Source organism: Actinokineospora lacus, from assembly GCF_053813445.1.
In genome coordinates this window covers 1-16554 of sequence record NZ_JBQERA010000008.1, presented here as the reverse complement: position 1 = coordinate 16554, position 16554 = coordinate 1, and the positions used below count along the sequence as shown (strand labels likewise).

General features: G+C 74.3%; 17 protein-coding genes and 1 pseudogene. 4 read left to right on the top strand and 14 right to left on the bottom strand.

Annotated features, from left to right (window positions below; genetic code table 11):
• Positions 1-24 precede the first annotated feature (24 nt).
• From tsaD to tsaB, 3 genes are read right to left on the bottom strand one after another with little or no spacing between them, the layout of a single operon-like run.
• Positions 25-1062: a tRNA (adenosine(37)-N6)-threonylcarbamoyltransferase complex transferase subunit TsaD gene (gene tsaD / locus ACTG9Q_RS20495; protein WP_455574444.1), complete on the bottom strand. Its 1038-nt coding sequence runs from the start codon at positions 1060-1062 to the stop codon at positions 25-27.
• A complete protein-coding gene (rimI, locus tag ACTG9Q_RS20490) occupies positions 1059-1556 on the bottom strand; it encodes a ribosomal protein S18-alanine N-acetyltransferase (protein WP_455574753.1) in 498 nt (165 codons plus the stop codon). Before rimI ends, tsaD begins: the two co-directional genes overlap by 4 nt.
• 2 nt (positions 1557-1558) lie before the next feature.
• Positions 1559-2206: a tRNA (adenosine(37)-N6)-threonylcarbamoyltransferase complex dimerization subunit type 1 TsaB gene (gene tsaB, locus ACTG9Q_RS20485; RefSeq protein ID WP_455574443.1), complete on the bottom strand. Its 648-nt coding sequence runs from the start codon at positions 2204-2206 to the stop codon at positions 1559-1561.
• Between the two features lie 70 nt (positions 2207-2276).
• On the opposite strand from tsaB, the gene ACTG9Q_RS20480 reads away from it, so the two are divergent.
• The 3 genes from ACTG9Q_RS20480 to ACTG9Q_RS20470 all read left to right on the top strand — a co-directional run bounded on the left by ACTG9Q_RS20480 (position 2277) and on the right by ACTG9Q_RS20470 (position 6423).
• Entirely contained in the window at positions 2277-3680 is a 1404-nt protein-coding gene (locus tag ACTG9Q_RS20480) for an acyl-CoA synthetase (protein WP_455574442.1), read from the top strand.
• Positions 3673-4992, top strand: a complete 1320-nt coding sequence (locus tag ACTG9Q_RS20475; RefSeq protein ID WP_455574441.1) for a carboxyl transferase domain-containing protein — start codon at positions 3673-3675, stop codon at positions 4990-4992. The genes ACTG9Q_RS20480 and ACTG9Q_RS20475 overlap by 8 nt, the downstream gene beginning before the upstream one ends.
• A gap of 390 nt (positions 4993-5382) precedes the next feature.
• Positions 5383-6423: a calcium:proton antiporter gene (locus ACTG9Q_RS20470; protein WP_455574752.1), complete on the top strand. Its 1041-nt coding sequence runs from the start codon at positions 5383-5385 to the stop codon at positions 6421-6423.
• A 36-nt stretch (positions 6424-6459) separates the two neighbouring features.
• On the opposite strand, the gene ACTG9Q_RS20465 is transcribed toward ACTG9Q_RS20470, so the two are convergent.
• The 6 genes from ACTG9Q_RS20465 to glmS are packed head-to-tail and all read right to left on the bottom strand — an operon-like array spanning position 6460 to position 12960.
• Entirely contained in the window at positions 6460-7041 is a 582-nt protein-coding gene (locus ACTG9Q_RS20465) for a Uma2 family endonuclease (protein WP_455574440.1), read from the bottom strand.
• A 31-nt stretch (positions 7042-7072) separates the two neighbouring features.
• Complete coding sequence (gene tsaE, locus ACTG9Q_RS20460; protein WP_455574439.1) at positions 7073-7579, bottom strand: tRNA (adenosine(37)-N6)-threonylcarbamoyltransferase complex ATPase subunit type 1 TsaE; 507 nt, start codon at positions 7577-7579, stop codon at positions 7073-7075.
• On the bottom strand, positions 7540-8601 hold the full coding sequence (locus ACTG9Q_RS20455) for an alpha/beta fold hydrolase (protein ID WP_455574438.1): 1062 nt from the start codon (positions 8599-8601) through the stop codon (positions 7540-7542). The genes tsaE and ACTG9Q_RS20455 overlap by 40 nt, the downstream gene beginning before the upstream one ends.
• Positions 8598-9677: an alanine racemase gene (gene alr / locus ACTG9Q_RS20450; protein WP_455574437.1), complete on the bottom strand. Its 1080-nt coding sequence runs from the start codon at positions 9675-9677 to the stop codon at positions 8598-8600. The genes ACTG9Q_RS20455 and alr overlap by 4 nt, the downstream gene beginning before the upstream one ends.
• Positions 9670-11106: an NAD(P)H-hydrate epimerase gene (locus tag ACTG9Q_RS20445; protein ID WP_455574436.1), complete on the bottom strand. Its 1437-nt coding sequence runs from the start codon at positions 11104-11106 to the stop codon at positions 9670-9672. The genes alr and ACTG9Q_RS20445 overlap by 8 nt, the downstream gene beginning before the upstream one ends.
• 3 nt (positions 11107-11109) lie before the next feature.
• Positions 11110-12960 (bottom strand): glutamine--fructose-6-phosphate transaminase (isomerizing), encoded by a 1851-nt coding sequence (glmS, locus tag ACTG9Q_RS20440; RefSeq protein WP_455574435.1) that lies wholly within the window; start codon positions 12958-12960, stop codon positions 11110-11112.
• A 50-nt stretch (positions 12961-13010) separates the two neighbouring features.
• Here glmS and ACTG9Q_RS20435 point away from each other — a divergent pair, with 50 nt between their 5' ends.
• Positions 13011-13787 (top strand): dienelactone hydrolase family protein, encoded by a 777-nt coding sequence (locus ACTG9Q_RS20435; protein WP_455574434.1) that lies wholly within the window; start codon positions 13011-13013, stop codon positions 13785-13787.
• Between the two features lie 145 nt (positions 13788-13932).
• On the opposite strand, the gene ACTG9Q_RS20430 is transcribed toward ACTG9Q_RS20435, so the two are convergent.
• The 5 genes and pseudogenes from ACTG9Q_RS20430 to ACTG9Q_RS20410 all read right to left on the bottom strand — a co-directional run.
• Positions 13933-14220 (bottom strand): hypothetical protein, encoded by a 288-nt coding sequence (locus tag ACTG9Q_RS20430; protein ID WP_455574433.1) that lies wholly within the window; start codon positions 14218-14220, stop codon positions 13933-13935.
• Complete coding sequence (locus ACTG9Q_RS20425; RefSeq protein ID WP_455574432.1) at positions 14220-14738, bottom strand: hypothetical protein; 519 nt, start codon at positions 14736-14738, stop codon at positions 14220-14222. Before ACTG9Q_RS20425 ends, ACTG9Q_RS20430 begins: the two co-directional genes overlap by 1 nt.
• 15 nt (positions 14739-14753) lie before the next feature.
• The gene (locus ACTG9Q_RS20420) at positions 14754-15083 is read right to left on the bottom strand and encodes a PadR family transcriptional regulator (protein ID WP_455574431.1); all 330 of its coding nucleotides are present in this window, start codon (positions 15081-15083) and stop codon (positions 14754-14756) included.
• A gap of 141 nt (positions 15084-15224) precedes the next feature.
• Positions 15225-15794 carry a hypothetical protein gene (locus ACTG9Q_RS20415; RefSeq protein WP_455574430.1) on the bottom strand — a complete coding sequence of 190 codons (570 nt, stop codon included), beginning with the start codon at positions 15792-15794 and terminating at the stop codon, positions 15225-15227.
• Between the two features lie 14 nt (positions 15795-15808).
• Positions 15809-16554, bottom strand: a pseudogene (locus ACTG9Q_RS20410) (hypothetical protein); the annotation flags it as partial.

Sequence of the window (16554 nt, the reverse complement as noted above, 5' to 3'; positions counted from 1 at the left end):
CTGGACCGCTAGACCGCTAGACCGCTAGACCGAGATGGTGGACACCGGCAGCGCCGGGTTCGCCGAGAGGTCGAGGGAGGACGCCTCGACGCCCGCCGCCACCAGGTGGGCGCCGAGGGCGGCCATCATGGCGCCGTTGTCGGTGCACAGCCGGGGCCGCGGCACGCGCAGCTCGATGCCCGCCGCGGCGCAGCGCTCGGCGGCCAGCTCCTTGAGCCGGGAGTTGGCCGCCACGCCGCCGGAGATGACCATGGTGCCGATGCCCTGCTCGACGCAGGCCCGGACCGCCTTGGCGGTGAGCACGTCCGCCACCGCCTCCTGGAAGGACGCGGCCACGTCGTCGACCGGGATGGCCTCGTGCTCGTGGGCCTCGACCCAGCGGGCGACCGCGGTCTTCAGCCCGGAGAAGGAGAAGTCGTGGCGGGCGTCGCGGGGGCCGGTCAGCCCGCGCGGGAAGGCGATGGCGCGGGGGTTCCCGCGGCGGGCGGCGGCGTCGATGGGCGGGCCGCCGGGGTAGGGCAGGCCCAGGACGCGGGCGACCTTGTCGTAGGCCTCGCCCGCGGCGTCGTCGATGGTGGAGCCGATCTCGGTGATCCCGCCCGCCAGCGAGTCGACCCGCAGCAGCTGGGTGTGCCCGCCGGAGACGAGCAGCGCCAGGCACGGGGTGGGCAGCGGGCCGTGGTCGAGGGTGTCGGCGGCGACGTGCCCGGCCAGGTGGTTGGCCCCGTACAGCGGCACGCCCAGCGACAGCGCGTACGCCTTGGCCGCCGAGACGCCCACCAGCAGCGCGCCAGCGAGGCCGGGCCCGCAGGTCACCGTGATGGCGTCCACGTCGGAGAGCTTCAGCCCGGCGGTGTCGAAGGCGCGGCGCATGGTGGGGACCATGGCCTCCAGGTGCGCGCGGCTGGCCACCTCGGGCACGACGCCGCCGAAGCGGGCGTGCTGCTCGACGCTGGAGGCGACCTCGTCGGCCAGCAGCTCGACGGCGCCGGAGGGGTCGAGGCGGACCAGGCCGACGCCGGTCTCGTCGCAGGAGCTCTCGATGCCCAGGATGATGGTCACGTCGTCTCCTCGGCGAAGGTCCGGGCGGGCCGCATCATGGTGTAGGCGTCGGCGCCGGAGGGCTGGTAGTAGCGGCGGCGCAGGCCGACCTGGGTGAACCCGTGCGCGGTGTAGAGGCCGATGGCGGGCGCGTTGTCGGTGCGCACCTCCAGGTACACGGTGGCGGCGGCGGTGTCGGCCTCGGCGAGCAGTTCGCGCAGCAGCAGCCTGCCGATGCCCTGGCCCTGCCACCGCGGGTCGACGCCGAGGGTGTGCACGCTGGCCTCGACGTCGCCGGGGGGCCCGGCGAAGGCGAGCCCGGCGTAGCCGACGAGCAGGTCACCCCCGGCCTGGTCCCCGGCCTGGTCACCGAGGTAGGCGCCGAGGTAGAAGTGGCCCCAGTCCAGCTCGGAGGCAAACGCGGCCTCGCTCCACGGGTCCTCGCCCGGGAACAGCACGCGCTCCAGCTCCGCGCACCGGGCCAGGTCGGCGTGGCGCAGCGGGGCGGTGCGCACGCTCATGCCGGGCTCACCCGCTTGCGGGCGCCGGGGACGACGGCGTCGGGGCGGCGCAGGTACAGCGGGGTCAGCGGGCCGGGCTCGGCGCCGGAGACCAGCTCGGCGCGGGCGGCGGCGACCAGCCCCGCCGGGCTCGGGTGCGCGGGTTCGACCAGCGGCAGCCCGAAGTCGTACAGGCCGGCACCGGCCACCCGCTTGGCATGCGGCGCGGACACCTCGGCGGCCGGGGACACGTGCGGGCCGTCGATCCGGACGCCGAGGGCGTCGTAGACGGCCCAGTACACCTCGCGGCGACGCGCGTCGGTGACCACCAGCAGCGGCTCGCCGGGCACGGACGCGGCGATGGCGTCGAGGGAGCACACCGGGTACACCGGCCTGCCCAGGGCGTGGCCGAGGGCCGCCGCGCTGACCATGCCCGCGCGCAGCCCGGTGAACGGGCCGGGCCCGACGCCGCAGACGATCGCGTCGACCTCCGAGAGCGCGCGCCCCGCCTCGGCGAGGGCGTCGCGGACGTGCGGGGTCAGCAGCTCGCCGTGCGCCTTCGCGTCCACGGTGATCCGCTCGGCCAGCACCGCGACGGTGTCGCCGACCTCGACGACGCCGGCGGTCACCGCGGGCGTGGCGGTGTCAACAGCCAATACCAACACAGTGCTCAAGGATACGAGAGGCGCTGCTCACACCCCCCAGCGGCCATCCACCACCACTAAGGTTGGCCAAGTGCTGCTACCGCCGCCGCAGGACCCGGGCCGGGTCGCCGTCCGATTCCCCGGTCTGGGCCTGACGCACGGCCAGGTCCGCGCCGCCGCGCTCGCGGTGGCCGGGCGGGTGGCCGGGGCGTCGCGGGTGGCGGTGTGGGCGACGCCGTCGCCGGAGACGGTGCTGGCGGTGGTCGGCTGCCTGGCCGCCGGGGTGGCCGTGGTGCCGCTCAACCCCAAGACGGGCGCCCGCGAGCTGGCCCACATCCTCGCCGACAGCGCTCCTGAGCTGCTGCTGCACGCCCCCGGCGACGACCCGGCCGTCGACCTGCCCCGCCACGCCGTCGACATCGACGCGCAGGCCGAGGGGGAGCTGCCGGAGCCGGACCCGGAGTCGGTGGCGTTCGTCGTCTACACCTCCGGCACCACCGGCCCGCCCAAGGGCGTGCTGCTGCCGCGCCGGGCGGTGGCGACCAACCTCGACGCGCTCGCCGAGATCTGGGCGTGGACCGCCGAGGACGTCGTGGTCCACGCGCTGCCGCTGTTCCACGTGCACGGGCTGATCGTCGGGGTGCTGGGCCCGCTGCGCCGCGGCGGCGCCGTCTGGCACCTGGGCCGCTTCGACAGCGGCGCGCTCGCCGAGGCGTTCCGGGGCGGGGCGACGGTGATGTTCGGGGTGCCGACGATGTACCACCGGCTGGCCGCCGACTGCGCGGCCGACCCCGCCGTCGCCGCGGCGGTCGGGAGCGCGCGGCTGCTGGTCTCCGGCTCGGCCGCGCTGCCGGGCACCGACCACGCGCGCATCACCGAGACCACGGGTCAGCGGGTGGTCGAGCGCTACGGCATGACCGAGACGCTGATGAACTGCGGCGTGCGCGTCGACGGCGACCGGCGGCCCGGGGTGGTCGGCCCGCCGCTGCCCGGCGTCGAGGTCCGCGTCGTCGACGAGCGCGGTGACGGCGTCGAGGAGGGCGGCATCGGCGAGGTCGAGGTGCGCGGCCCGAACCTGTTCCTCGGCTACCTCAACCGCCCCGACGCCACCGAGGCCGCCTTCCGCGACGGCTGGTTCCGCACCGGCGACATGGCCGTTCGCGACCCCGACGGCGCCATCCGCATCGTCGGGCGGCGGGCCACCGACCTGATCAAGAGCGGCGGGTACAAGATCGGCGCGGGGGAGATCGAGAACGCGCTGCTGGAGCACCCGGGGGTCGCCGAGGCCGCGGTGACCGGCGAGCCGGACGAAGACCTGGGTGAGCGGATCGTGGCCTGGGTGGTGCCCTCGGGCGCGCCACCGTCCACTGAGGAGTTGGCCGACCACGTGGCGGCGCTGTTGGCCCCGCACAAGCGCCCGCGCGTCGTCCGCTTCCTGGACTCGTTGCCGCGCAACGAGATGGGCAAGGTCACGAAGCGGGCCCTGCATGGCTGAGCGCGGCGCGCGGTGGGCCATCGACCAGGTCGCCACCGACTTCGACGAGTTCACGGTGCCCACTGTGGACCGTGGTGTGGACGGCCCGCTGGACTGGGCGGGCTACAGCGAGCAGCGAACCCGCGCGGCCGAGCGCTCCGGGGAGTCCGAGTCGGTGGTGTGCGGCGTCGGCGGGGTCGGCGGGACGCGCGCGGTGCTGGTGGCCTTCGACTTCCGCTACCTGGGCGGCTCGGTGGGCACCGCGACCGGCGACCGCATCGAGCACGCCTTCACCCACGCCCGGCGCACGCGGACGCCGCTGGTGTCGCTGATCGCCACCGGGGGCAGCCGGATGCAGGAGGGGATGCTGTCGCTGCGCCAGCTCCAGCGCATCGCCCGGCAGTCCACGCTGCTGCACGACGCGGGCGTCCCGCAGGTCTCGGTCCTGCGCGACCCGACCACGGGCGGGCTGTGGGCGTCGCTGGGCGCGGGCGCGGACGTCGTGGTGGCCGTGGCCGGGGCGCAGGTCGGTTTCGCGGGCTCGCGGGTGCGCCCCGCCGACGACCCGGCCTACACCGCCGAGGGCCAGTACGCGGGCGGTCACGTGGACGAGGTGTGCGAGCCGGAGGACCTGCCCGCCGCGCTGGCGGAGTGGCTGACCCTGCTCACCGCCGCGGGCCCGACCCCGGCCGACGTCCCGCGCGCGCTCGGCGCCACCGACCCGGCCCCCGACGGCTGGTCAGCCGTCCACCGCGCCCGCTCCCCGCACCGCCCCCGCGCCGCGCAGTACCTTGAGGACTACTTCGACCTGCGCCGCCCCATCTCCGGCGACCGCTGCGGCGGCGTCGACCAGGGGATGCTGTGCGGCATCGGCCTTCGCGGCAGGCGCTCGGTCGCCTACGCCGCCCAGACCGGCACCGCGACGACCCCGGCCGGTTTCCGCACCGCCGCGCGCCTCATCCGCGTCGCCGAACGCCTCGGCCTGCCGGTCCTGACCCTGGTGGACACCCCCGGAGCGGCCAACGACGCCGCCGCCGAACGCGCGGGCGTCGGCCCCGCGATCGCCGAGCTCTTCGCCACCATGTCCGCCACCCGCGTCCCGGTCACGACCCTGGTCATCGGCGAAGGCGGCTCCGGCGGCGCCCTCGCCCTGGCCGCCCCCGACCGCACCTGGATCACCCCGGACGCCTACTTCTCCGTCATAGCCCCGGAACTCTCAGCCGCCATCCTCAAGCGCCCCGCCGCCGACGTCCCGGCGACCGCGGAGCAGCTGAAGCTCCGCCCGGCCGACCTGGTGGAACTGGGCGTCGTCCGCGGCATCGTCACCCGTTAGCGGCACCGCGACTCCCTTCCCTTGCGGGATCACGGTCTCACCCCGCACACGCAGGCTGCCCACGTCGGGAATGGCTCGAATGCGATATTCTGGACACCTGACCGCCGGATGCGCGCGACTGTCCACTATGGAGTGAACCTCCGCTGAGGCGCGGGCGCGGCAGCTCGACGACGCGAGGGAGAAGACCATGCGGGAGACCGCCGACCTGGTCGGGGTGCCACGGTCAACGGCCCACGGCCACCTCGACCGCGTCCCCGTCGGCACACCGGCATGAGCGCCTCCGAACGACCCGGTTCCCCCGAGGCGCACGCCGCGCCCGCGACACCCGGCCGCCGGGGCGGGGTGTTCGCGGACTGGCGGTTCCTGGCGCCGCCGGTCGCCATCGCGGTGATGGTCGCCTCCTGGGGCCGCGACGTGCCCTCTCCGCTGCTCGTGGTCATCGCCCTGGTCCTGGGCGCCGCGGTGCTGGCCGCGGTGCACCACGCCGAGGTGGTCGCGCACCGCGTCGGGGAGCCCGTCGGGTCGCTGCTGCTGGCTGTCGCCGTCACCGTCATCGAGGTCGGCCTGATCGTGGCCCTGATGATGGCCGGGGGTCCCGGCGCGGCATCGCTGGCCCGCGACACCGTCTTCGCCGCCGTGATGATCACCTGCAACGGGATTCTCGGCCTGTCGCTGTTCATCGGCGCCGTGAAGCACCGCCTCGCCGTGTTCAACGCCGAGGGCACCGGCGCGGCCCTGTCCACCGTGGCCGCCCTGGCCGTCGTCTGCCTGGTGCTGCCGACGTTCACCACCGCCCGGCCGGGGCCCGAGTTCTCCCCGTCGCAGCTGGCCTTCGCCGCGGTGGCCTCGCTCGTCCTCTACGCCGCGTTCGTCTCCACCCAGACCGTGCGCCACCGCGACTTCTTCCTCCCCGTCACCAGCGACGGCGTGGTCGTCAACGACGCCGACGGCGACGACCACGCCGACCCGCCCACCAGCCGCGCCGCCGCCACGAGCCTGGCGCTGCTGCTCGTCGCGCTGGTCTCGGTCGTCGGCCTGGCCAAGGTCCTGTCCCCGGCGATCGAGGACACCGTCGCGGGCCTCGGCCTGCCCCACGCGTTCGTCGGCGTGGTCATCGCCCTGCTCGTGCTGCTGCCCGAGACCCTCGCCGCGGCCAACGCCGCCCGCCGCAACCGCATCCAGGTCAGCCTCAACCTCGCCCTGGGCTCGGCGATGGCCAGCATCGGCCTGACCGTCCCCGCCATCGCCATCGCCACGATCTGGCTCCCCGGCCCCCTGCTGCTCGGCCTCGGCGCGAACCAGATCGTCCTGCTCGCCATCACCGTCATCGTCGCCACCCTGACCGTCGTCCCCGGCCGGGCCACCCGCCTGCAGGGCCTCGTCCACCTCATCCTCCTCGGCGCGTTCCTCCTCCTCGCCGCCAACCCCTGACCGGATCGGTCGTCGTCGCCCAATGGCGGACCCTTCTCAGGGAATGAAGTCGGAGAGGTCGATTGTGACCGGCACGGGGGATGCGGTGACCACCGCGGGTTCGCCGATCTCGACAACGTTCTCGACGGTGTACCGCTCACCGTCGAGACGGTGCGCCGTCAAGGTCAGATCGCGGAATTGGCTGCCCTGCTCGACCGTCCACAAGAACTGGACCCCGGCAGCGGCATAGCCCACGATCTTGGTTTCCCTTTCCGCCCGTCGATTGGCGGGCGACCACACCTCCACGGCCAAGGCGACCGCGTCCGGGGGAAAGCTCACACCGACCGGTCTCCGGTTCAGGATGACCACATCCGGGATCAAGGCCGTGCGCCACGCGGTCGAGATCTCCACGTTGACCGCGGGGACGACGTGGAGGTCGTCTCGTCCGGCGGCACGGAGACCTTCACGGAGGACAACCGCCAACCTGAACGCGGCGCTTTGGCGCTCACCTGACAGTGCGGGAGTCACGTGGAGGTGCCCGAAGACCAGCTCGACGCGCGACCCGTCCGCTGGAGGGTCCAGAGCCAGCCATTCCTCGATCGTGTACGGGCCGACTGAGGACCGCAGCGCCTCGGGCACCGGCCCACCTCCCGAATCGACATCTGTCCGGCTAGGACAGTGCGTGCCCTGCGCGCAGCTCCGCCGCGCGGGTGGTCCAGGAGCCCGCGGGTTCCAGGGTTGCCTCGCGGGTGTCGTCGGGGTGGCGGGTCAGGCGGATGAGGAGGTGGTCCTCGGACAGGCGTTCGGCGGAGCCCTCGCCCCACTCGATGACGACGGCGGCCTCGACCAGGTCGGTGTCGAGGTCGAGGTCGTCCAGTTGGGCGAGGTCGCCGCCGAGGCGGTAGGCGTCGACGTGGACCATGGGGATGCCGCGCTCGCCCGCCGGGTGCTCGCGGGCGATGATGAAGGTCGGGCTGCTGACCCGCCCGCGCACGCCGAGGCCCTCGGCGATGCCCTTGGCCAGCACGGTCTTCCCCGCGCCGAGCGGGCCCGCCAGCAGGACCAGGTCGCCCGGGGTCAGCAGGGCGCCGAGGGTGCGGCCGAAGGCCAGCGTGTCCTCGGCGGTGGGCAGCTCCACTATCGAAACCTCCTGGTATGGCCGCGGCCGTTGGCGCATTCCCGCAGCAGTACGGCGAGGTGGGCGGAGACCACCTCGGGCTCTTCGAGCATCACCAGGTGACCGGCCCCGCGCACCCGGACCAGGGTGGCGTCGGGCAGTTCGGCGGCGATGCGCTCGGCGTGGGAGAACGGGGTCATCCAGTCCTGGTCGCCGCTGAGGACCAGGACGCGGCAGTCGCGCAGCCCGGCGAGGGCGGCGTAGCGGTTGTGGCCGCCCAGGGTGCCGACGAAGTCGGCGAGCACCCGCACCGGGGTCACGTTGAGCATGTCGACCAGGAAGTCGACCAGGCGCGGGCTGACCTGGGGCGAGCCGAACCCGACGGTCCGCACGGCGCCGCGGGTGAGCTGGCCGCCCGCGGCCCGGACGAGTTCGACCAGGCCGGGCTGCCAGTCCGCGACGCGGCCCAGGACGCGGGTCAGCGGGTTGTACTTCGACAGCAGCGGCCGGGGCAGGCCCTGCTTGCCGACCTCACCCGCCGAGGTCCCGATGAGCGCGACACCGCGCACCCGCTCGGCGAACAGCTCCGGGACCAGCTCGGCCAGCGCGATGACCGCCATGCCGCCCATCGAGTGTCCGATGAGGACCAGCGGGCCGGTCGGCGCGACGGCGCGGATGACGGCGTCGAGGTCGCGGGCCAGCGCCTCGATGGTGCTGCCCTCCTCGTCGGTGCGCGCGGAGCGGCCGTGGCTGCGGTGGTCGTAGAGGACCTGGGCGACACGGGGGTCGGTCAGCCCGGCGAGGTCGCGGCGCTGGAAGTGCCAGCACCGCATGCTCAGCGCGAACCCGTGCACGAGGATCGCGGTCAGCTCCGGCTCGCCGCCGTCAGCGGGGTCGACCTCCAGCACCGACAGGGCGACGCCGTCGTCGGCGGAGACGGTGCTGGCGCGGTCGGGGGCCAGGTCGCCGAAGGGCTCGTCGACGTACGGGTCCTCCACGGTGCGCTTGCGGGTCAGCGCGACCACCGCCGCCGTGGCGATGCCCAGCACGCCGCCCGCCGCCGCGAGCAGCCTGCCGTTCACGCCTCCCCCAGGTACGTCCGGGCGACCCGCGACCGGTACATGCCGGTGACGATCTCGTAATCGATGGTGCCGATGGTCTCGGCCCACTCGGTCGCGGTCGGCTCACCCGCCGTGCCCGGCCCGAACAGCACGACCTCATCGCCCGGCCGCACCGCGTCGTCGCACTCGACCACGATCTGGTCCATGCACACCCGCCCGCGCACCGGCCGCCGGATTCCGTTCAGCAGCACCGACATCCGCCCCGACAGCAGCCGGGGAACGCCGTCGGCGTACCCGACGGGCACCAGCGCGAGCGTGGTGTCACCGGGCGCGGTCCACGAGTGTCCATAGGAGACGGACTCGCCTGCCGCGATCCGCTTGACCGACACCACCGACGACCGGAACACCATGGCGGGCCACAATTTCTCGCCACCGGGCACCGGGTTCAGCCCGTACGCCGCGATCCCCACCCGCACCATGTCGAAGTGCAGGTCGGGCCGGGTCAGGGTGGCCGCGGAGTTCGCCAGGTGCCTGCGCGGGCGCAGCCCCGACTCCAGCGCCACCTCGTACGCCTCGGCGAACCGCGCCGCCTGCCGGTCGACCGAGGGGTGGCCCGGCTCGTCCGCGCACGCCAGGTGCGACCAGACCGCGTACACCTCGTTGTCGGAGTCCGCCGCCGCCTTCACCAGCTCCGCCCACCGCTCCGGCGGACACCCATTGCGGCTCAACCCGGTGTCGATCTTGAGGTGAACCCGCGCCCCGGACAGCCCGTTCAGCTGCTCCACAGTGGACACGCCAACGTCGATCCCGGCCGAGGCCGCCGCCCGGTGGTCGGTCCCGACCGGGTCCAGCCAGCACAGGATCGGCGCGCTGATCCCCGCCTCCCGCAACACCAGCGCCTCGGCCAGCGACGCCGTCCCCAGCCAGCTCGCCCCCGCCGACAGCGCCGCCCGCCCGACCTGGACCGCCCCGTGGCCGTACCCGTCAGCCTTGACGACCACCATCGTCGAGGCGCCCGCCGCCCGCTCCGCCAGCAGCGCGACGTTGCGGCGGACGTTGTCGAGGCACACCAGCACCTCGGCGCGCGGCTCAGCCATGACCGCGGCCCAGCACGGCGCGGATCGCGTCCGGCACGGCGGCCAGGATCGGCGAGGCCGACACCGGAGCGCCCCGCGCCGCCAACTCCCCGGACCGCACGTGCACCCACGCCGCCGCCCCCGCCGCGAGCAGCGGGTCGACACCGGTGGCCAGCAGCGCGCCGAGCAGGCCGGACAGGATGTCCCCGGTCCCGGCCGTGGCCAGCCAGTGCGACCGCGCGGGGTTGACCAGCACGCGCCCGTCCGGCGCGGCGATGACCGTGGCGTGCCCCTTGAGCAGCACGGTCACGTCCAACCGGGCCGCAAGCGCTTTCGCGGCGGCCACGCGGCTGGATTCCAGGGAGATCCCGAGCGGCTCGCCGATGCGGGCGAACTCGCGGTCGTGCGGGGTGAGGACGACCGGCGCGTCCGGGTCGCGGGCGTCCCAGAGGTCCGGGTGCGCGCCGAGCAGCGTGATCCCGTCGGCGTCGACGCAGGTCGCCACCCCGTCGGCCAGCACCTCCCGCAGGACGTCCCGGGAGGTCGAACCCGTGCCGAGGCCCGGCCCCACCACCCAGGACTGCACCCGCCCCGCGTCGGCGACCGACCCGGTGGCCACCACCTCCGGCCAGCGCGCCCGCACCTCGTCGGCCGCCGTGCCCGCGTACCGGGTCAGGCCCGAGGTCGCGGCGACGGCGGCGCCCACGGCGAGCACGGCCGCCCCCGGGTACGTCGCCGAACCCGCGGCGATCCCGACAACCCCTTGGGTGTACTTGTCATCGGTCGGCCCCGGCACCCGCCAGGACGCGGCCACGTCGGCGGGGCCGAGCACCGAGAAGTCTGGAGTGGACAGTTCGAGCCCGAGGTCGACCAGGTGCACGTCCCCGCACCGATCGGCGGCGAGGAAGTGCACCGGCTTGTACGCCCCGAAGGTCACCGTCACCTGGGCCGTCACCGCCGGACCGCGAACCTCCCCGCTGTCCGGGTCGACCCCGCTGGGCAGGTCCACCGCCACCACCGGCGAGCACACCCGCTCCACCAGCGACGCCGCCGCGGGCCGCAGCGGACCCCGCGCCGAGAGCCCGACGATCCCGTCCACCACCACGTCGGCGCGCGCGAGGGCGTCGGCCGACCCGACCCGGCCCCCGGCCCGCAGCAGTGCCGCCAGGCCCTCGGCGTGCGCGCGCGAGGGGTCCAGCAGCACCGCGGTCACCCCGACCGACCGGCGGCGCAGGAACGCCCCGGCCCACAGCGCGTCGCCGCCGTTGTCCCCGGTGCCGACGAGCAGCACGGCGTGCCTGCCCGCCACCGGCCCGGAGCGCCGCAGCAGGGCCGCGGTGTGGGCCGCCACGCCGTGCGCGGCGCGGCGCATCAGCGCGCCCGGCGGTGTCCGGGCCAGCACGAGCCGTTCGGCCTCGCGCACCCGGTCGGTCGCCCAGACGCCGCGCACGGCCTACTCGACCGTCACGGACTTGGCGAGGTTGCGGGGCTTGTCCACGTCGTAGCCGCGGGAGCGGGCGATCTCGGCGGCCAGCACCTGCAACGGCACGGTGGACACCAGCGGCTGCAGCAGCGTCGGCACCGCGGGCACCTCGATCAGCTCGTCGGCGAACGGGCGCACCGTCTCGTCGCCCTCCTCGGCGATGACGATGGTGCGCGCGCCGCGGGCCTGGATCTCGCTGATGTTGGACACGAGCTTGGCGTGCAGCACCGCGCGGCCCTTGGGCGAGGGCATCACCACGACCACCGGCAGGCCCTCCTCGATCAGCGCGATCGGGCCGTGCTTCAGCTCACCGGCGGCGAAGCCCTCGGCGTGCATGTACGCCAGCTCCTTGAGCTTCAGCGCGCCCTCCAGCGCCACCGGGTAGCCGACGTGCCTGCCCAGGAACAGCACCGCCTTGGAGTCGGCCAGCTCCCGGCCGAGCGCGCGGACCCGCTCGTTGGTCTCCAGCACCCGCGACACCGCCGCGGGCATGGCCTCCAGCTCGTGGAACTCCCTGGCCACCTCGTCGGCGTACTTCGTGCCGCGCGCCTGCGCCAGGGCCAGGCCGACCAGGTAGTTCGCCGCGATCTGGGCCAGGAACGCCTTGGTCGAGGCGACCCCGATCTCCGGGCCCGCGTGGGTGTAGAGCACCGCGTCGGACTCGCGCGGGATCTGCGCGCCGTTGGTGTTGCACACCGCCAGCACGCGCGCCTTCTGGTCCCGGGCGTGGCGCACGGCCTCCAGTGTGTCGGCGGTCTCCCCGGACTGCGACACGGCCACCACCAGCGTGTCCCGGTCGAGGACCGGGTCGCGGTAGCGGAACTCCGAGGCCAGCTCGACCTCCACCGGCAGCCGCGTCCAGTGCTCGATGGCGTACTTGGCGACCAGCCCGGAGTGGTACGCCGAGCCGCAGGCCACGACGAAGACCTTGTCCACGTCGCGCAGGTCCTGGTCGGACAGGCGCTGCTCGTCGAGCACGATCCGCCCGTTGACGAAGTGCCCGCGCAGGGTGTTGGCCAGCGCCTCGGGCTGCTCCTCGATCTCCTTGAGCATGAAGTACTCGTGGCCGCCCTTCTCGGCGGCGGAGAGGTCCCAGTCCACGGTGAACGGCTTGACCTGCGCAGGCTCGCCGAGGAAGTCGGTCACCTCATAGCCCGAGCGGGTGATCACCACGAGCTGGTCCTGGCCGAGTTCCACGGCCTCGCGGGTGTGCTCGATGAAGGCGGCCACGTCGGAGGCGACGAAGGTCTCCCCCTCGCCGAGCCCGACCACCAGCGGCGACGACCGGCGCGCGGCGATGATCCGGTCCGGGTCGTCGGCGTGGGTCACCACCAGGGTGAACGCGCCCTCCAGGCGCCTGCACACCGCGCGCACGCTCTCGACCAGGTCGCCGCTGTCGGCGTACGCCCTGGCGATGAGGTGCGCGGCGGTCTCGGAGTCGGTGTCGCTGGTCAGCTCGACCCCGGCGGACTCCAGCTCGGTGCGCAGCGCGGCGAAGTTCTCGATGATCCCGTTGTGGACCACCGCGACCCGGCCGCTGGTGTCGCGGTGCGGGTGGGAGTTGCGGTCGATGGGCGCGCCGTGGGTGGCCCAGCGGGTGTGGCCCATGCCCGCGGTGCCCGCGAAGCCGTCCCGGCCCACCTCGGCGAGGCGGGCCTCCAGGTTGGCGAGTCTGCCCGCCTTGCGCTCCACGGCCAGCCCGCCCGCGGTCAGGACCGCGACGCCCGCCGAGTCGTACCCGCGGTACTCAAGCCTGCGCAGCCCGCCCAGCACCACGTCGAGAGCTGATCTATGCCCCACGTAACCCACGATTCCGCACACGGCGACCAGGGTAACCACGGCGCCCGGCCGACCCCGGATAGGCTGCCCGCATGGCACGCATGCTCGCCGAGCTGTCCCGGCCTGGTCCCCACGAGGTACTGCGCGGCGACCTGGCCCTCGTCGGCCTGCCCGGTGCCGTCTTCACCCCCCGCACCGGCCTGAACCTGCCCGCCGTGGCGTTCGGCCACGGCTGGCTGCAGCCGGTGGTCCGCTACCGCGGGCTGCTGCGGCACCTGGCGTCCTGGGGCATCGTGGCCGCCGCGCCCGCCACCCAGCGGGGCCCGCTGGGCTCGTCCCGGCTGCTGGCCGCCGACCTGCGCACGGCCCTGGACGTGTGCGTGGGCGTGCGGCTGGGCGTGGGCGACATCAGCGTCGACCCCGCCAAGCTCGGCCTCGCCGGGCACTCCACCGGCGGCGGCAGCGCGGTCCTGGCCGCCGCCGAGGACGACCGCGTCCGCGCGGTCGCCACCCTCGCGGCCACCCAGACCCGCCCCATGGCCACCGACGCCGCCCGGTCGTGCCACATGCCCGCCTTGTTCCTGGCGGGCGGCAAGGACCTCGTCGCGCCCCCGGTGGCCCACGCGGGCGCCATCGCCCGCTCCTGGGCGGGCCCGTCGCGGTACTACACCGTGCCCAAGGCCAGCCACCTCGGCTTCACCGAGGGCAGGCACTGGAGCGACCTAGTCGTCCACGGCAAGGCCGAGTCCGGCACCCGCAAGCTGACCAGGGCACTGCTCACGGCGTTCTTCCTGGTGCACCTGGCCGAGGTGCAGGACTACCGCCCCCTGCTGGAGGAGCCGGTGAAGGGCCTGATCGAAGCCGCCTGACCCCGGCCGGTCCGGTGCCCGCCGGCGGTCCAGGCCCCGGCAGCGTGCGCTACCGCTGCATCCAGCTCCGACCCAACTATTGGTGACCGCGGATATCCGAACTTGCGGAGTTCGGCGCTCCGGCACTCGTTCCAGGTGCTGGAGGTCAGCCCGCGGCGGGTGGTTCGCTGATCGTGCGCCGAGGATTCGCGGTGGTCGTACTGCGGCGGGGTGGTGGGGTGGTGCCGTGGCGCCAGGTGGTGACGAGCAGCGCGAGTCGTTGCGGGCGGTCGGCGTCGGCGAGGATCCAGCAGATCGCGATGATCGGCGCGACGATGGCGATGATCAGCAGGGTGGCGCCGATCCAGCCTGCCGCGAGGGCGGCCGCCACCGCGCCGCCGGTGCCGCCCGTCGCGCCGACGGTTCTGACGGTCCTTGCCGATGGGCGTCTCATCAGTCCACCGCCCGGCGTGCGGCAGCCCGGAGGGTGACCGCCAGTCGCGGCGCGGCGATCAGCACGATGGTGAGCAGTTCGATCCACCGCCGGACGCGGGGTGTCCCGTCGGCTCGCAGGTCCGACATCCATGCGGCCCACTCTTCGTGGTATTCGTCCCTGACCTCGACAGGGAGTAGCCGACTGGCTCCCGTGACAGCGCGGGAAGACCGCAGGGAACGCCGTGTCTCGGTGATCGCAGATCTTGGCCTGCTAAGGCCCAGGAAAGCACCCAATGCCCTGATGGGGGTGACGGTGACCAAGGCGATCACGTCGACGAAGACCTTCTTCTCGCCGAGGACGGCGGCGAAGATGCCTGCGACGGAGGCGACGCAGATGGCGACGCAGATGGCGAGGACGGCGATGAGGGCGGAGAAGGTGTTGCTGGGGATGACAGTGATGACGATGCCGACGGCGGTGATGGCGATGACGCCGATAGTGGTGGTGGCGAGGAGGTCCCGTCGCTTCTTGTTCGGCATGGCCCGTGTCTCCCGTCAGTGTCCGGGCTGGGGGCGCAGTGTCGGGAGGCTGCCGGTCGGAATGGCGTCGGCGCGGGCGACGGCTTGGTAGGCGGTGGTGGCTCCGTGGCCTGCGAAGCGGTAGTAGCGGCGGCGGGGGCGGCCTTGGTCTTCGTGGTCGGCGGGGTCTTCCCAGGAGCTCTCGATCAGCCCGGCCTGCTGGAGGCGGTTGAGGATGGGGTGCAGGGTGCCGGTCTTGAGCCCGGCCTGGCGGGCGATATCGAGTCCGTAGCGCGGTGTCGCCGGGTCCTCCAGCAACACACGCAGTACCGCGATCGTCTGCGGTGTCATCCGTGGTCCGGTCACACCCGCCACTCTACCTAACTAGACTTTCGAGCGCTACTTAGCTAGACAAGAATCTGACCAGGGCATATCGCTCATGGTCGGCTCCGCGCCTGACCCGGCCAGTCCGATGTCTACCGGTGGTCCCGGCTCCGGCAGGGTGCGCTAGCGCTGCATCCAGCTCCGGCCCGACCAGTCGTCGTCGTCCTCCTGGCCCGCGGGTGGCTTTCGGGGTGGCGCTGGGCGGCGCGGGGGTTCGGGGGCGGGGTCGTCGGGGCTGGTGAAGGAGAGGTGGCGCTCCGGGGGTGGTGGGGTCGGGGCGTACGGCGGTGGCGCGACGGGCGGGTTCGGCTGCGGTGGCAGGGGTTGCGGGGGCGGGACCGACAGTCGTGGCGGTGCCGGGTGCGGCGGGGGCGCGGCGGCCTGTGGTGGCGGGGCGTCCTCGGGGCCGAGGGACAGCACGGTCGGCTTGGCGGCGCGGTTGGCCCAGGCGTTCGGCGGCTCCGGCTTGCCCTTGGCCGCGTTCTGGGCGGCCTGCCTGGCCTCCTCCTTGCGCGCGGACTCGTCCTTCGCGTCCTGGATGGCCTGGGCGCGGCGCTTGGCCTCCTCGGCCGCGGACTTGTCGATCTCGGTCGAGCGCTCCAGGGCCCGGTCCAGCGCCCGCGCCCCCGCCTCGGTCGCCTGGTCGATCCGGCGCCGGGTGGCGGCCGGGTCCATCTCGTCCATCAGGTACATGCCCGCCCCCGGTCTCAGCGGATCTCGCCGAGCGCGTCGGTGACCCAGCGCTCGGCTTCGGTGAGGTCGTCGTCGAACAGGTTGCCGGTGGTGCGCCACTGGCCGCTCTGCCGCTCGGTGTCGCCGCCCTGGCCGCCGCCCGCGCCCGCGCCACCCATCATGCCGCCGCCCATGCCCGCACCCGCGGCGCCGCCGGACTGCCCGTCACCCCCGCTCGCCGCCGCGCTGGCCAGGCTCGCCTCGGTGGCCGCCTGCACGGTCGCGGCGACCCCGGGAGGCTGCTCATCGGCCCCCAGCGCACCGCCCACCGCACCCCAGGAGCCACCCTCAAGAGCCGCCGCCTGCGCCGAAGTCACCTGGGAGCCCTCCGCGGCGTCGTACGCCTCGGTGAACCCGGCCTGCTGAGGCTCGGTGAACCCCACCGGCTGCCCCTGGGCAGACGCGGCGAAACCGCCGCCCTGGCCGGGCTCGGTGAACCCCACGGACTGACCCTGGCCGGACTCGGCAAAGCCGCCGCCCTGCGCCGACGCGGCGAACCCACCGCCCTGGCCCGACTCGACAAACCCACCCTGCCCAGGCTCGGTGAAGCCGACCGGCTGCCCCTGGGCAGACGCGGTGAAGCCGCTGGTCTGGCTGGGTTCGGCGAAGCCGCTGGTCTGGCCGGGCTCGGCGAAGCCGCTGGTCTGGCCGGGCTCGGCGAAGCCGCTGGTCTGGCCGGGCTCGGCGAAGCCGCTGGTCTGGCCGGGCTCGGCGAAGCCGC

What these genes read in the sequence shown, in the direction of transcription:
- ACTG9Q_RS20425 (WP_455574432.1), bottom strand. Translation starts at nt 14,738, where the DNA reads ATGCCGAACAAGAAGCGACGGGACCTCCTCGCCACCACCACTATCGGC.
- ACTG9Q_RS20475 (WP_455574441.1), top strand. Translation starts at nt 3,673, where the DNA reads ATGGCTGAGCGCGGCGCGCGGTGGGCCATCGACCAGGTCGCCACCGAC.
- ACTG9Q_RS20415 (WP_455574430.1), bottom strand. Translation starts at nt 15,794, where the DNA reads ATGTACCTGATGGACGAGATGGACCCGGCCGCCACCCGGCGCCGGATC.
- ACTG9Q_RS20470 (WP_455574752.1), top strand. Translation starts at nt 5,383, where the DNA reads ATGGTCGCCTCCTGGGGCCGCGACGTGCCCTCTCCGCTGCTCGTGGTC.
- alr (WP_455574437.1), bottom strand. Translation starts at nt 9,677, where the DNA reads ATGGCTGAGCCGCGCGCCGAGGTGCTGGTGTGCCTCGACAACGTCCGC.
- tsaE (WP_455574439.1), bottom strand. Translation starts at nt 7,579, where the DNA reads ATGCGCCAACGGCCGCGGCCATACCAGGAGGTTTCGATAGTGGAGCTG.
- ACTG9Q_RS20435 (WP_455574434.1), top strand. Translation starts at nt 13,011, where the DNA reads ATGGCACGCATGCTCGCCGAGCTGTCCCGGCCTGGTCCCCACGAGGTA.
- ACTG9Q_RS20430 (WP_455574433.1), bottom strand. Translation starts at nt 14,220, where the DNA reads ATGAGACGCCCATCGGCAAGGACCGTCAGAACCGTCGGCGCGACGGGC.